The 13,902-nt window shown below is 39.8% G+C and carries 12 protein-coding genes; 7 read left to right on the top strand and 5 right to left on the bottom strand.

The window, feature by feature from the left end:
* The first annotated feature begins 97 nt into the window (after nt 1–97).
* The 4 genes from proS to AM305_RS00120 all read left to right on the top strand — a co-directional run bounded on the left by proS (nt 98) and on the right by AM305_RS00120 (nt 6,581).
* Nucleotides 98–1,813 (top strand): proline--tRNA ligase, encoded by a 1,716-nt coding sequence (proS, locus tag AM305_RS00135; RefSeq protein WP_005821835.1) that lies wholly within the window; start codon nt 98–100, stop codon nt 1,811–1,813.
* Between the two features lie 144 nt (nt 1,814–1,957).
* The gene (locus AM305_RS00130) at nt 1,958–2,719 is read left to right on the top strand and encodes a DeoR/GlpR family DNA-binding transcription regulator (protein WP_005821834.1); all 762 of its coding nucleotides are present in this window, start codon (nt 1,958–1,960) and stop codon (nt 2,717–2,719) included.
* A 32-nt stretch (nt 2,720–2,751) separates the two neighbouring features.
* Nucleotides 2,752–4,584 (top strand): glutamine--fructose-6-phosphate transaminase (isomerizing), encoded by a 1,833-nt coding sequence (gene glmS / locus AM305_RS00125; protein ID WP_005818347.1) that lies wholly within the window; start codon nt 2,752–2,754, stop codon nt 4,582–4,584.
* A 230-nt stretch (nt 4,585–4,814) separates the two neighbouring features.
* Entirely contained in the window at nt 4,815–6,581 is a 1,767-nt protein-coding gene (locus AM305_RS00120) for an AMP-dependent synthetase/ligase (RefSeq protein WP_005821832.1), read from the top strand.
* 956 nt (nt 6,582–7,537) lie between these two features.
* Here AM305_RS00120 and hslU read toward each other — a convergent pair.
* The 5 genes from hslU to gloA2 all read right to left on the bottom strand — a co-directional run bounded on the left by hslU (nt 7,538) and on the right by gloA2 (nt 11,154).
* The gene (gene hslU, locus AM305_RS00110) at nt 7,538–8,860 is read right to left on the bottom strand and encodes an HslU--HslV peptidase ATPase subunit (RefSeq protein ID WP_005821830.1); all 1,323 of its coding nucleotides are present in this window, start codon (nt 8,858–8,860) and stop codon (nt 7,538–7,540) included.
* A gap of 66 nt (nt 8,861–8,926) precedes the next feature.
* Nucleotides 8,927–9,376 (bottom strand): IS200/IS605 family transposase, encoded by a 450-nt coding sequence (gene tnpA / locus AM305_RS00105; RefSeq protein ID WP_005819533.1) that lies wholly within the window; start codon nt 9,374–9,376, stop codon nt 8,927–8,929.
* Between the two features lie 75 nt (nt 9,377–9,451).
* Nucleotides 9,452–9,973, bottom strand: a complete 522-nt coding sequence (gene hslV / locus AM305_RS00100) for an ATP-dependent protease subunit HslV (RefSeq protein WP_005713804.1) — start codon at nt 9,971–9,973, stop codon at nt 9,452–9,454.
* 72 nt (nt 9,974–10,045) lie between these two features.
* Nucleotides 10,046–10,759 carry a DNA/RNA nuclease SfsA gene (sfsA, locus tag AM305_RS00095; protein WP_005821828.1) on the bottom strand — a complete coding sequence of 238 codons (714 nt, stop codon included), beginning with the start codon at nt 10,757–10,759 and terminating at the stop codon, nt 10,046–10,048.
* Nucleotides 10,756–11,154, bottom strand: a complete 399-nt coding sequence (gene gloA2, locus AM305_RS00090; protein ID WP_193594248.1) for an SMU1112c/YaeR family gloxylase I-like metalloprotein — start codon at nt 11,152–11,154, stop codon at nt 10,756–10,758. Before gloA2 ends, sfsA begins: the two co-directional genes overlap by 4 nt.
* 106 nt (nt 11,155–11,260) lie before the next feature.
* On the opposite strand from gloA2, the gene mutY reads away from it, so the two are divergent.
* Genes mutY through mltC form a run of 3 tightly spaced genes read left to right on the top strand, consistent with a single transcriptional unit; the run spans nt 11,261 to nt 13,781 of the window.
* A complete protein-coding gene (gene mutY, locus AM305_RS00085; RefSeq protein WP_005821825.1) occupies nt 11,261–12,397 on the top strand; it encodes an A/G-specific adenine glycosylase in 1,137 nt (378 codons plus the stop codon).
* Nucleotides 12,398–12,410: 13 nt separating this feature from the next.
* The gene (locus AM305_RS00080; protein WP_005821824.1) at nt 12,411–12,680 is read left to right on the top strand and encodes an oxidative damage protection protein; all 270 of its coding nucleotides are present in this window, start codon (nt 12,411–12,413) and stop codon (nt 12,678–12,680) included.
* Nucleotides 12,681–12,686: 6 nt separating this feature from the next.
* The gene (gene mltC, locus AM305_RS00075) at nt 12,687–13,781 is read left to right on the top strand and encodes a membrane-bound lytic murein transglycosylase MltC (RefSeq protein WP_005821821.1); all 1,095 of its coding nucleotides are present in this window, start codon (nt 12,687–12,689) and stop codon (nt 13,779–13,781) included.
* Nucleotides 13,782–13,902 lie beyond the last annotated feature (121 nt).

Here is a 13,902-nt window from a genome sequence, read left to right as displayed (position 1 = left end):
CCACGCTCGGCGTAGAAAAAAATCTTCACGCAACAAGGGCTTTTTAGGCTAAAATAAGCAAATTTTCGAATATAAATTTAGCAAAATAGGAAAAACAATGCGTACAAGTCAGTATTTATTTTCAACATTAAAAGAGACCCCGAATGATGCACAGGTCGTCAGTCATCAGCTTATGTTACGTGCGGGGATGATCCGCCCAATGGCATCAGGCTTATATAACTGGTTGCCAACAGGGATCAAAGTGTTGAAAAAAGTAGAAAATATCGTCCGTGAAGAAATGAATAAAGGTGGAGCAATTGAGGTATTAATGCCCGTTGTTCAACCTGCAGAATTATGGCAAGAGTCGGGGCGTTGGAATGATTATGGTGCGGAGTTACTGCGCTTTAACGACCGCGGTAACCGTGATTTCGTGCTTGGTCCAACCCACGAAGAAGTGATTACTGATTTAGTGCGCCGTGAAGTCTCTTCTTATAAACAACTTCCGCTTAACTTATATCAAATTCAAACTAAATTCCGTGATGAAGTTCGCCCACGTTTTGGCGTCATGCGCTCACGTGAATTTATTATGAAAGATGCTTATTCTTTCCACACCACACAAGAAAGTTTGCAAGAAACCTATGATGTGATGTATCAAGTCTATAGCAATATCTTTACCCGTTTAGGCTTAGATTTCCGTGCAGTTCAAGCAGATACCGGCTCAATTGGTGGTTCAGCTTCCCACGAATTCCAAGTGTTGGCATCAAGCGGTGAAGATGATGTGATTTTCTCAACAGAAAGTGATTTTGCGGCAAATATTGAGCTTGCCGAAGCAGTAGCTGTTGGCGAACGTCAAGCGCCAACTGCTGACATGCAATTAGTGGATACGCCAAATGCGAAAACCATCAATGAATTAGTGGAACAATTCAATTTACCGATTGAAAAAACGGTAAAAACCTTGATTGTGAAAGGTGCGACAGAAGAACAACCGCTTGTTGCATTAGTCATTCGTGGCGATCACGAGTTAAATGAAATCAAAGCACAAAAACACCCATTAGTGGCAGACCCGCTAGAATTCGCGGATGAAGCCGAAATCAAAGCGAAAATCGGTGCTGGCGTGGGTTCACTTGGCGTAATCAATTTACCTATTCCGGCGATTATTGACCGCTCAGTGGCATTGATGTCAGATTTTGGCTGCGGTGCAAACATTGATGGTAAACATTACTTCAACGTGAACTGGGAACGTGATGTGGCATTACCTGAAACCTTTGATTTACGTAACGTTGTGGAAGGCGACCCAAGCCCAGACGGTAAAGGTGTACTACAAATTAAACGTGGGATTGAAGTAGGTCATATTTTCCAATTAGGTAAAAAATATTCAGAAGCCATGAATGCGACAGTACAAGGCGAAGACGGCAAACCACTCGTAATGACAATGGGGTGTTACGGTATTGGCGTCACGCGTGTTGTAGCAGCTGCGATTGAACAGCACCACGATGAACGCGGTATTATTTGGCCTTCAGATGAAATCGCACCGTTCACGGTTGCCATTGTGCCAATGAATATGCATAAATCCGAAAAAGTGCAAGCTTTCGCTGAAGAGCTATACAAAACCTTAAAAGCGCAAGGCGTGGATGTAATTTTTGATGACCGTAAAGAACGCCCGGGTGTGATGTTTGCGGATATGGAATTGATCGGCGTACCGCATATGGTAGTCATTGGCGAGAAAAACCTTGAAAACGGCGAGATTGAATATAAAAACCGCCGTACCGGCGAAAAACAGATGATTGCCAAAGAGCAATTATTGGCATTTTTGGCTGAGAATGTGAAAGCATAGAGGTATTTGCCGATTAAACTGAAATAGCGAGGTCATTCTCGCTATTTTTTTATCTTTTACTTGCAAGCGGTTAAAAAATACTTATAATTCGCAAAGTTTTGAAACGAAACTTAAAACGAAACAAATTCAAAGGGTAATCGCAATATGTCAAAACGTAATACACAACAACGCCGCCAGATGATTGTGAATATGGTTATTGAGCAAGGCGAAGTAAGCGTGGAACATCTTGCTCAGCTTTTTGAAACATCAGAAGTTACGATTCGTAAGGATCTTACAGTTCTTGAAGAAGGGGGGTTTTTAGTCCGCCGTTATGGTGGTGCTATTCGGCTCTCTTCGGAAATGATGGACGAAGAAAATGGTGACCAGTTATCGGCACAAAAATTGGCGATAGCACAAGCGGCTTGTCAATGTATCCGCGATCATAATCGTATTATTCTTGATAGCGGTAGTACAACAGGAGCTTTGGCGAAAATGTTGCACCAATCGGGGTTAGTTGTGATGACAAATTCATTGTCATTGGCGACAGAACTCACGGTGTCAGAAGCTGAACCCACGGTACTCATGACAGGTGGTACTTGGGATTCTCGTTCAGAGTCGTTCCAAGGGAAAGTGGCAGAACAAGTATTACGTTCCTACGATTTTGACCAGCTTTTCATTGGTGCAGACGGGCTAGACTTAGAACGTGGTACAACGACTTTTAATGAATTAGTGGGCTTAAGCCAAGTGATGGCGGAAGTTAGCCGGGAAGTGATTGTGTTAATCGAATCCCAAAAAATCGGGCGTAAAATGCCAAATGTGGAACTCGACTGGCAACACATTGACAAAGTGATTACTGATGATCAATTAAGTTTCGAACTGAAAGAAAGAATTGAACGCAATGGCGTAAAAGTCATTATTGCGAATTAAAAATTTATTATTTTAAATAAGGAAACAAATTTATGTGTGGAATTGTAGGTGCGGTTGCACAGCGTGATGTCGCAGCAATTTTAGTGGATGGTTTACACCGTTTAGAATATCGTGGTTATGACTCTGCCGGTGTGGCGGTATTAGGTTCAGATAAATCAATGAACATCGTGCGCCGTGTTGGTAAAGTGAAAGCATTAGATGAAGCATTAGAAGCAAATCCATTATTAGGTGGTACAGGGATTGCACATACTCGTTGGGCAACTCACGGCGAGCCGTCAGAAAATAATGCGCATCCACATCGTTCAGGCAAAATTGCAGTAGTTCATAACGGTATTATTGAGAACTACGAAGAACTTAAAGCGGAATTACAAGCGCGTGGTTACGTATTCCAATCTCAAACAGATACAGAGGTTATTGCTCACTTGGTTGAATGGGAATTCCGTTCTTCTTCATCGCTTTTAGAAGCGGTGCAAAAAGCAGTAAAACAGTTACGTGGTGCTTATGGTACAGTCGTATTAAATGAAGAAGAGCCAGAACATTTAATCGTAGCACGTTCAGGTTCACCGCTTGTGATTGGTTATGGTATTGGCGAGAACTTCTTAGCTTCAGATCCATTAGCCTTATTAAGCGTAACCCGCCGTTTTGCTTACCTTGAAGAAGGTGATGTGGCAGAAATTACTCGCACGACAGTTGATATTTATAACCGTGCCGGCGAGAAAGTTGAGCGTGAAATTCACGAAGGTAATTTTGAAGCAGATGCAGCGGATAAAGGGCAGTATCGCCACTATATGCAAAAAGAAATTTTTGAACAACCTGTGGCTATTATGAATACTCTTGAAGGACGTATCACACACGGTCAAGTAAACATTGAAGCGATCAGCAACAATGCTGAAGAGATTTTGAAAAAAGTAGAGCATATCCAAATTGTGGCTTGTGGGACATCTTACAATGCAGGTATGGTGGCTCGTTACTGGTTTGAATCTATTGCAGGCGTGGCTTGTGATGTGGAAATTGCCTCAGAATTCCGCTACCGTAAATTTGTAACCCGTCCAAATAGCTTATTAGTAACGATTTCTCAATCGGGCGAAACGGCGGATACTTTAGCGGCATTACGTTTAGCGAAAGAATCAGGCTTTATGGCGGCAATGACGATTTGTAACGTTGCAAGTTCATCGCTTGTACGTGAATCTGACTTTGCCTTTATGACCCGTGCCGGTGTAGAAGTCGGTGTTGCTTCAACGAAAGCATTTACAACCCAATTAACCTGTTTATTACTTTTAACAACGGCGTTAGGTCGCTTAAAAGGCAATGTATCAGCAGAACAAGAAGCGGAAATTGTGAAATCATTACAACGCTTACCGGCACAAATTGAAAGTGCATTAGTGTTTGATAAAGAGATTGAAAAATTATCCGAAGACTTTGCAGAGAAACATCACACTCTCTTCTTAGGTCGTGGTGAGTTCTATCCTATCGCAATGGAATCTGCATTGAAATTAAAAGAGATTTCTTATATTCACGCAGAAGCTTATGCGGCAGGTGAGTTAAAACACGGTCCTTTAGCGTTAATTGATGCGGATATGCCGGTTATTGTAGTTGCTCCGGAAAATGATTTACTTGAGAAAGTGAAATCAAATATTGAAGAAGTGCGTGCCCGTGGTGGTCAAATGTATGTTTTTGCTGATAGCGAAGCAGGCTTTAGCTCACAAGAAGGTTATAAAGTTTTAACTTTCCCACGTGTTGATAATGTGACGGCGCCAATTTTCTATGCAGTACCATTACAATTATTGTCTTACCACGTTGCTTTAATTAAAGGTACAGATGTAGATCAACCTCGTAACTTGGCTAAATCAGTAACGGTTGAATAATTTAGAGAATAGAGCGAAAAGTGTTGATGGTAATACATTTGTTATCATCAACACTTTTTTAATTTTTGGGCTCTCTATATTTATAGAGTTATTCAAGCTTTATTGAACAATAAATATCTTATTGAATATTTTTCAGAGAACAGTTGTACCTTTTTTTAGCTTGTTACTATTGCATTTTCGTTAAAAGAATTTATATTAGCGAACAACTGTACACTCAAAAAATATTATCTATGAAATCTGATCTTCATCTTATCTCTCGCTTTCGTGAGCAAGCAAAAAAATTAGCCAATGCTACGGCATTACGCCATAAAGAAAATGGCAAATGGGTAGATATTTCTTGGCAAGCCTTCCAAAATCAAGTTGATGAACTTTCTCAAGCATTATTAGCTTATGGCGTGAATGTGCAAGATCGTGTGGCGATATTTGCGCAAAATATGCCTAATTGGACCATTACAGATCTGGCTGTATTACAAATTCGTGCGATTACCGTGCCAATTTATGCAACGAACAACGCAAATCAAACCGCTTATGTTCTAAATCACGCCGAAGCAAAAATTATTTTTGTTGGCGATCAAGAACAGTTAGATGTGGTATTAAGCATTGCGGAGAATTGTCCGCATTTAGAGAAAATTGTGCTAATGAAGCCCAATTTATCCGCCGATAATCCACGAGTGATCCGCTGGGAAGATTTACAAGCGGTTAAAAACAGGGATTTTTCTGCTATTTTGGCGGAGCGTTTGGCAGAGCGTTCATTATCAGATTTATTCACTATTCTTTATACTTCAGGCACTACCGGCGAACCAAAAGGCGTTATGCTGGATTTTGCCAATATAGCCCATCAGCTTACCGCGCACGATTTGGCTTTACCTCATATTGACGAAAAAGACAGCTCTCTTTCATTTTTACCGTTTTCGCATATTTTTGAGCGTGCGTGGGTTGCCTATATGTTACACCGTGGGGCAACGATATGTTATCTAGAAAATACCAATGAAGTGCGCCAAGCGCTTATGGAACTAAAACCGAGTTTAATGTGTGCCGTGCCTCGTTTATACGAAAAAATGTACACCGCTATTTGGGATAAAGTAAACCAAGCACCACTTCATCGCAGAGCACTGTTTCATTGGGCTATTCGTACGGCACAAAAAGGTCGAAAAGGCTTCGCTTTTAAATTAGCCGATAAGTTGGTGCTAAGTAAATTGCGAGCGTTATTGGGCGGAAATATCCGAATGATGCCTTGTGGTGGTGCAAAATTAGAACCTGCCATTGGCGCATTTTTCCAAGCGATTGGCATTAACATTAAGCTAGGTTATGGTATGACAGAAACTACCGCAACCGTATCGTGCTGGGAGGCTGATGGCTTTAATGTTAAATCCATCGGCAAATTGATGCCAAATGCGGAAGTGCGTATTGGTGAGAATAATGAAATTCTCGTGCGTGGTGGCATGGTTATGCGTGGTTATTACAAAAAGCCTGAAGAAACCGCCTCTGCATTTACTGAAGATGGTTTTTTGAAAACAGGCGATGCCGGCGAGTTTGATGCGGAGGGAAATCTGTATATTACGGATCGTATAAAAGAGTTGATGAAAACCTCTAACGGTAAATATATTGCCCCACAATATATTGAAGGCACATTAGGAAAAGATAAATTTATCGAACAAATCGCCGTAATTGCCGATGCGAAAAAATATGTCTCTGCGCTGATCGTTCCGTGTTTTGATAGTCTGGAAGCTTATGCGAAACAGCTGAATATCAAATACCAAGATCGTTTGGAACTGATTAAACACTCAGAAATTCTACAGATGTTTGAAAAGCGTATTGAAAATTTACAGAAGGAATTAGCACATTTTGAGCAAGTGAAAAAATTTACCCTCTTACCACAGGCATTCAGTACAAAGTTCGAGGAAATTACCCCAACGCTGAAACTCCGCCGTAAAGTGATTATGGAACGCTATCGTCACTATATTGAAGCGATGTATCAGGGGGGGGAGAAGAAATAATTTTCACGAAAATAGACAAGCGGTTGAGTTTGCAAGGTCTTTTGCAAATTTGACCGCTTGTTATTTAAAGGATAGTACTTACCATAAATAAAAACTATCAAATTTATAAATTTATATACATTCAGAAATCCTGAAGTAATACTGATTGTTATATTTCAAAACAAATGACGCCTTGTTTTCGGAGAATAAAGGATAGACTTTTAAACTATAATTATCTTTTTTTTGTAATCTTTCAGTTTTGTATATGGATTCAATAATATCATTAAAATTCTTACATATATATTTCCCTTCAGATATTTTATTATCAAAATATTGATATTCATATAGATAATATTTTATTACATTGATAGTGTTTTGGGGATAGTGATAGTATTTCATAACATAGTTGAATGATATAGTAGTAGGAATAAAGACTAAAAATAAGCTAATAAAGATGTATTTGTCAAATTTTCTCTTCTGTTTATCTTTACTTGTTTTTACTTGAGAGAAGTATATTATAAGTATAGATAAAATTATGTATAAAGCAAAAGATAGATAAATTAATGCGATAGAGCTTAATAGTATTAATGTGTTAGATAGAAATCCATTGCTGATAAATAATGTATTTTTAATTCCTGTTATTTCAAAGTAATTTATATATAAGAGACCAAGTAAATAGTTATATATTAATGTGAATGATATGGCAAAAATAGATGATGTGATAATTGAATATATAAACTTTATTTTCTTAATTGTTTCTTTATTTGGTAGTTTCTTATATAAAATATATGCTGATAATAGAAGTGTTAAGAATAGCCAAAAAGCTGAATCAAAATAGAATCCATTTTTGATAGAGTTGTTAAACGTGAGTAATACTACAAATTGAGTTAATATTATATAAAAATATTTCATAGTAGTTATATAAAGAATAATGGACAGAATTAATAAAATTTTATCAACCCTGCCCACATACTAGGCTAAAGAATAAAGCGACTCAAATCTTCATTCTCAACCACATCATTCAACGCATCAGACACATACTTCTCGTCAATTACGATTTTCTCGCCTGAACGTTCGCTGGCATCGAATGAAATACCGTCCATTAGGCGTTCTAACACGGTGTGCAAACGTCTTGCACCGATGTTTTCGGTTTTTTCGTTCACACGGAATGCCGATTCGGCGATACGGCTGATACCGTCTTTGGTAAACTCAATATCCACGCCTTCGGTTTTCATTAGCTCACGGTATTGTAAGGTTAAAGACGCATTCGGTTCGGTTAAAATACGCTCGAAATCTTCTTTGTTTAGTGATTTAAGCTCTACACGAATTGGCAAACGACCTTGTAATTCTGGCAGTAAATCAGATGGACGAGCTACTTGGAAGGCACCAGAACAGATAAAGAGAATGTGATCGGTTTTTACCATACCGTGTTTGGTATTGACTGTCGAACCTTCGATAATCGGTAGTAAATCACGTTGCACACCTTCACGAGAAACGTCGCCACCACTGTGTTCGCCTTTTTTACAGATTTTATCAATCTCATCAATAAAGACGATACCGTGCTGTTCAACCGCTTCAATCGCTTGCTGTTTCAACTCTTCAGGATTTACCAACTTCGCCGCTTCTTCGTCCACCATCACTTTTAACGCATCTTTGATTTTCATTTTGCGTTTTTTCGTTCTGTTTGGCGACATGCCTTCAAAGAGAGATTGCAGTTGGGAAGTCATCTCTTCCATACCCGGTGGTGTCATAATTTCAACACTCACTTGAGCTGCGACATCAATTTCAATCTCTTTGTCATCAAGCTGACCTTCACGCAATTTTTTGCGGAAGATTTGGCGAGTCGAAGAATTATCGCTCTCTTGTATGTTGCCCCACTGATCTTTCGCAGGCGGTAACAACACATCTAAAATGCGATCTTCCGCCGCATCTTGCGCACGCATACGATTTTTTTCAACCGCTTGTTGGCGAACCAATTTCATTGAAACATCAGCAAGATCACGAATAATCGAGTCCACTTCTTTACCCACATAGCCGACTTCGGTAAATTTAGTTGCTTCCACTTTGATAAAAGGTGCATTGGCAAGTTTTGCCAAACGGCGAGCGATCTCGGTTTTACCCACACCCGTTGGGCCGATCATCAGGATATTTTTCGGGGTAACTTCTTGACGCAGTTCTTCAGGCAACTGCATACGACGCCAGCGGTTACGCAAAGCAATCGCCACCGCACGTTTAGCTTCATTTTGTCCGATAATATGTGCGTCTAATTCAGACACAATTTCACGAGGGGTCATTGACATAGTTAGTCCTTATTGTGCCTAGGGCTGCACGCCCTAGGTTAAGTATAAATAAGCTCCTTCGGAGCTTTATAAATTAAAGTATTCAGGAGAATGCTCTATTTGAGCTTGTTGTAAAAGCTGTTTTATTTCATCTTCAAAATTAATGGTTTGATGATGAATTTTCTGGTTTTTAATATATTCAATAATTTTCTGTTTTTCATTATTACTGTAAGTTAATGCACAGTAACCAACCGACCAAGCATAAAAAGTGGGAAATAGTTGTTTGTGATCATCAATAAATTTATGTGTCGTATTTTTTAATTCTCTCACAAAGACAGAAACTGCATAAGTTGCAGGCAATTCAACTAATAAATGTATATGATCAGGCATCCCATTTACACGATGAAGTACACATTTTTTCTCATTTACAAAATGCCAAATACAGCGATATAAATGTTCTTCATTTTCAAAACAAATACTGGGTTCACTATATTTGGTGCGAAAAATAATATGATAGAGAAGTTTGGTGTAACTCATTTAGTTTTCCATATAGCTCCGTAGGAGCTAATTTATGCCTAACCTAGGGCGAGGAGCCCTAGGCAGTAGTCAGTGTTAAACCTCTTCAATCACGTGATTATGGTTGCTGTAAATATCAATATCCCCAGCAATTTTTAACGCTTCTGCCACGATTTCTTTGGCAGAAAGATTATTTTCTGTTCTTAATAGGGCAAGAGCCGCCGCTTTTGCATAGTTACCGCCCGAACCGATAGCTAATACATCAAATTCAGGCTCAATAACATCGCCGCTACCTGAAACCAGTAAAAATTCGCTTTCGTTTGCGACGATCATCATCGCTTCTAATTTGCGAAGTGAACGTTCGGTACGCCATTCTTTGGCGAGTTCAACCGCAGATTTCACTAAATGCCCTTGATGTAATTCCAGTTTTTTCTCAAACAGATCACGCAAAATAAAGGCATCTGCCGTTGAGCCTGCAAAGCCGGTTACCACTTTATCTTTATATAAACGGCGAACTTTACGCACCGTACCTTTTTCTACGCAATTGCCTAAAGTAGCTTGTCCGTCACCGCCGATAGCAACTTTGCCATCTTTGCGAACGCATACGATCGTTGTCATTGTATATCCTTGATTTTAATAAAAACTGCCTGTTAGATTGGGGAGAACGTTATTCTTTTCAAGGGCAAGCGGTCAGATTTTTATGGAATTTTGCAAATTCATTGCCACGGGCACGCCTTGCACTAATTCAATGGTCGCTTTATAACTTAAAGCTAGCACGCCATTTTGGCGGGCTTGATTAAAGAGTTCGGCATATTTAGGGTCGATCTGTTTTGCCACTTCAAATTGCGTAATGCCTGTATGCAAAACAGCAAAGAAAATGACCGCTTGTTGCCCCTGTTGGGCAATCGCGATGAGTTCTCTGAGATGTTTTTGTCCTCGCTCGGTTTTCGCATCGGGAAACATTCCTACTCCGTTTTCTGTAAGCAACGTAGTAGATTTTACTTCCACAAAGCAATCAGCTAATCCTTGCTGTTTCAATAAAAAATCAACCCGGCTTTTTTCCTCGCCATATTTTTGCTCCGGTAAAATATTATCGTAACTCGCCAATTCACGGATCCATTTATGACTTAACGCTTCAGCCACGAGTTGATTGGCTCGTTGCGTATTAACGCAAATAAAATCGCCGGCTTGAGTTTGAGTAAGCTCCCACGTGTAGGCGTATTTTCGTTTAGGATTATTCGAAGTGGAGAACCAAACGGTATCACCGACATTGGCGCAACCCGTCATTGCACCTGTGTTTGGGCAATGAACGGTAATTTTTTCGCCGTTAGGAAGTTGTACATCGGCTAAAAAACGTTTGTAACGTTGGATCAAAATTCCAGAAGAAAGTGGGGGGAAGATCATTCGCTAACCTCATAAAACTCTAATGGGAGATCATCAGGATCTCGGAAGAAAGTAAAGGCTCTGCCGGCCAGTTCATCGATACGAATAGGCTCACATTCAATGCCATGTGCTTGTAAGAATTGGGTTGCCTGCTCAATGTTTGCGACACGAAAAGCGAGGTGGCGCAGCCCACAGGCTTCAGGCGAGCTTACACGTTGTGGTGGGTTAGGGAAGCTAAATAATTCAATTTGAGAACCATCGGCAAAGCGTAAATCAAGTTTGTAGCTTTGGCGTTCGGCACGATAGGTTTCGGCAAGAATATCCGCACCGAGAATTTGCGTATAGAAATGTTTGGATTTTTCGTAGTTTGATACGATTAACGCAATATGATGAAAACCGAGAATGGGTGTCATAATTTGTCCTTAGATAAGCGGTCGGATTTTTTAAACTTTTGCAAAGTTTTCGCTAAATTTGACCGCTTGGGTTACTATTTGTTTTTAATGTGAATTTTAATGTATCTCAATGAAAAAAGAAAAAAACGAATTTCCTTTGGCGCAATCTTCCGTTGAAGCGCCTTTTGCAAAACGTGTATTGGCGTGGTATCAGCAATATGGGCGTAAACATCTGCCTTGGCAACAAAATAAGAGCTTATATGGCGTGTGGTTGTCGGAAGTGATGTTACAACAAACGCAAGTGGTTACGGTCATTCCCTATTTTGAGCGATTTATGCAACGCTTTCCTACGGTAGTTGATTTAGCTAATGCCTCTATTGATGAGGTTCTGCATTTGTGGACGGGGCTTGGTTATTACGCTCGTGCCAGAAATTTACACAAGGCGGCGCAGCAAATTCGAGATGAGTTTGGGGGCGAATTTCCAACCGCTTTTGCCGATGTTTTGGCACTTTCCGGCGTGGGGAGAAGCACTGCTGGCGCGATTTTATCCTCGGTGTTAAATGCCCCTCATCCGATTTTAGATGGAAATGTCAAACGGGTGCTTTCTCGTTATTTTGCGGTGGAAGGTTGGGCGGGCGAAAAGCCGGTTGAAAATAGATTGTGGGCATTGACGGAGGCGGTTACGCCTACCTCGCAAGTTGCTGATTTTAATCAGGCAATGATGGATTTAGGGGCGATGATTTGCACTCGTTCTAAACCAAAATGTTCTCTTTGTCCTTTAGAAAAAAACTGTCAGGCAAACGCTCAACAGGCTTGGGCAGATTTTCCTGCCAAGAAACCGAAAAAGGCGTTACCGGAGAAGCAAAGTTATTTTTTAATTTTAAAACGAGGCACAGACATTTTATTGGAGAAACGAGAAGCCAAAGGGTTGTGGGGCGGTTTGTATGTCTTTCCTCAATTTGAGGATTTTGACACCCTCAAGCGGTTTGTTTTTTCACAAAATTTGCAAATTTCACAGCAATTAACCGCTTTTCGTCATACGTTTAGTCATTTTCATCTGGATATTACCCCGATTTTGGTAGAGTTAGATTTGCAAAAAATTGACGAAACTTTACCGCTTAAAGTGGCGGAAAATAGCGGAAATTATCGTCCGTCTGTATCTTCAAAGGCGAATTATTGGTATGATCTCACATCGCCGAATGAAATTGGGTTGGCAACACCCGTGAAGCGGATTTTAGATGAATTATCTCTCACTTATCGAGAATAAAAAGGATTAGAAAATGGCTCGTACTGTATTTTGTGAATATTTAAAAAAAGAGGCTGATGGTTTAGATTTTCAACTTTACCCAGGCGAATTAGGTAAACGTATTTTTGATAGCATCAGTAAACAAGCGTGGGGCGAGTGGATCAAAAAACAGACGATGTTAGTCAATGAAAAAAAATTGAATATGATGAACCCAGAACATCGTAAACTTTTAGAAACAGAAATGGTCAATTTCTTATTCGAAGGTAAAGATGTTATCATTGATGGCTATAAACCGGTGGAATAGACTTAAATGAAAAAGTATATAAAGTTTTTACCGCTGTTGGCTTTCGTGCCTTTTTTGATCTCTTGCAGCAGTAGTCCACAAAAAAGTACGAAAAAGCGTACCGGTAAGCGGAGCTACGATTATAAAGATACCAATGGTTTAGATATTTTAACAGGACAATTTTCACATAATATTGATGATATTTGGGGAAGTAATGAACTGTTAGTGGCAAGCCGTAAAGATTACGTAAAATATACTGACCAATTTTATACACGTAGCCATATTTCTTTTGAAGACGGTGCTATTACCATTGAAACACTGGCGGATCAAAACCGTTTACGTAATGCGATTATTCATACGTTATTGATGGGATCAGACCCGAAAGGGATCGACCTATTTGCATCGGGCGATACACCAATCAGCTCAAACCCGTTCTTGATGGGGCAGGTTCGAGACCAGTATGGTCGTGATGTTGCAAATACTGCCATTGCAAATGACTTTGCAACCTATTTATTACAAAAAGTACAAACGCGCCGTTTGAAAAACGGTCGTACTGTCACTTATGTACAAATTAAAATGGTGGAAGGACACGTTGAAGTTCGTGCAAGACAATATCTTCCATTGGTGCGCAAAATGGCGAAACGCTACGGCATTGAACCAAGTTTAATCTTAGGGATTATGGAAGTTGAATCGGCATTTAACCCTTATGCGGTAAGTTATGCCAATGCGATCGGTTTAATGCAAGTTGTACCTCGTACAGCCGGTCGAGATATTTTTGCACGTAAAGGCTTTGGCGGGCAGCCAGATAGAGAGTATTTATATAACCCTGAACAAAACATTGACAGCGGAACAATGTATTTAACCATCTTACGTGATGAGTATCTTGATGGCATTACTGATCCTGTTTCAAAACGTTATGCAATGATTTCTGCTTATAACAGTGGTGCGGGTGCAGTATTAAAAGTCTTCGACTATGATAAATATGCGGCAATTGATCGTATTAATGACCTATCGCCGGATGCAGTTTATCGTATTTTAACCACTGCTCACCCATCTGGGCAGGCTCGTAACTATCTGAAAAAAGTATCGAAAGCTCGGGAAAAATACACAAGTATTCGTTAAATTGTTGTTAAAAAACACAATTAGCGCAAAAAAAGATCGTTCAAACAGAATTTCTTAAATTTTTGAAAAAAACGTTTGACGACATTTAAAAAAAACTGCATAATGCACCCCGTAAACGACG

The sequence above is a fragment of the Actinobacillus minor NM305 genome, assembly GCF_000175195.1.
GTDB classification, from domain to species: domain Bacteria; phylum Pseudomonadota; class Gammaproteobacteria; order Enterobacterales; family Pasteurellaceae; genus Haemophilus_A; species Haemophilus_A minor.
The sequence above is the reverse complement of the archived record's forward strand: the minus strand, read 5'-3'. Positions and strand labels throughout refer to the sequence as shown.

Bases quoted from the DNA above. Each gene is read 5' to 3' on its own strand.
- proS (WP_005821835.1), top strand. From the start codon at position 98: ATGCGTACAAGTCAGTATTTATTTTCAACATTAAAAGAGACCCCGAAT.
- AM305_RS00130 (WP_005821834.1), top strand. From the start codon at position 1,958: ATGTCAAAACGTAATACACAACAACGCCGCCAGATGATTGTGAATATG.
- glmS (WP_005818347.1), top strand. From the start codon at position 2,752: ATGTGTGGAATTGTAGGTGCGGTTGCACAGCGTGATGTCGCAGCAATT.
- AM305_RS00120 (WP_005821832.1), top strand. From the start codon at position 4,815: ATGAAATCTGATCTTCATCTTATCTCTCGCTTTCGTGAGCAAGCAAAA.
- hslU (WP_005821830.1), bottom strand. From the start codon at position 8,860: ATGTCAATGACCCCTCGTGAAATTGTGTCTGAATTAGACGCACATATT.
- tnpA (WP_005819533.1), bottom strand. From the start codon at position 9,376: ATGAGTTACACCAAACTTCTCTATCATATTATTTTTCGCACCAAATAT.
- hslV (WP_005713804.1), bottom strand. From the start codon at position 9,973: ATGACAACGATCGTATGCGTTCGCAAAGATGGCAAAGTTGCTATCGGC.
- sfsA (WP_005821828.1), bottom strand. From the start codon at position 10,759: ATGATCTTCCCCCCACTTTCTTCTGGAATTTTGATCCAACGTTACAAA.
- mutY (WP_005821825.1), top strand. From the start codon at position 11,261: ATGAAAAAAGAAAAAAACGAATTTCCTTTGGCGCAATCTTCCGTTGAA.
- AM305_RS00080 (WP_005821824.1), top strand. From the start codon at position 12,411: ATGGCTCGTACTGTATTTTGTGAATATTTAAAAAAAGAGGCTGATGGT.
- mltC (WP_005821821.1), top strand. From the start codon at position 12,687: ATGAAAAAGTATATAAAGTTTTTACCGCTGTTGGCTTTCGTGCCTTTT.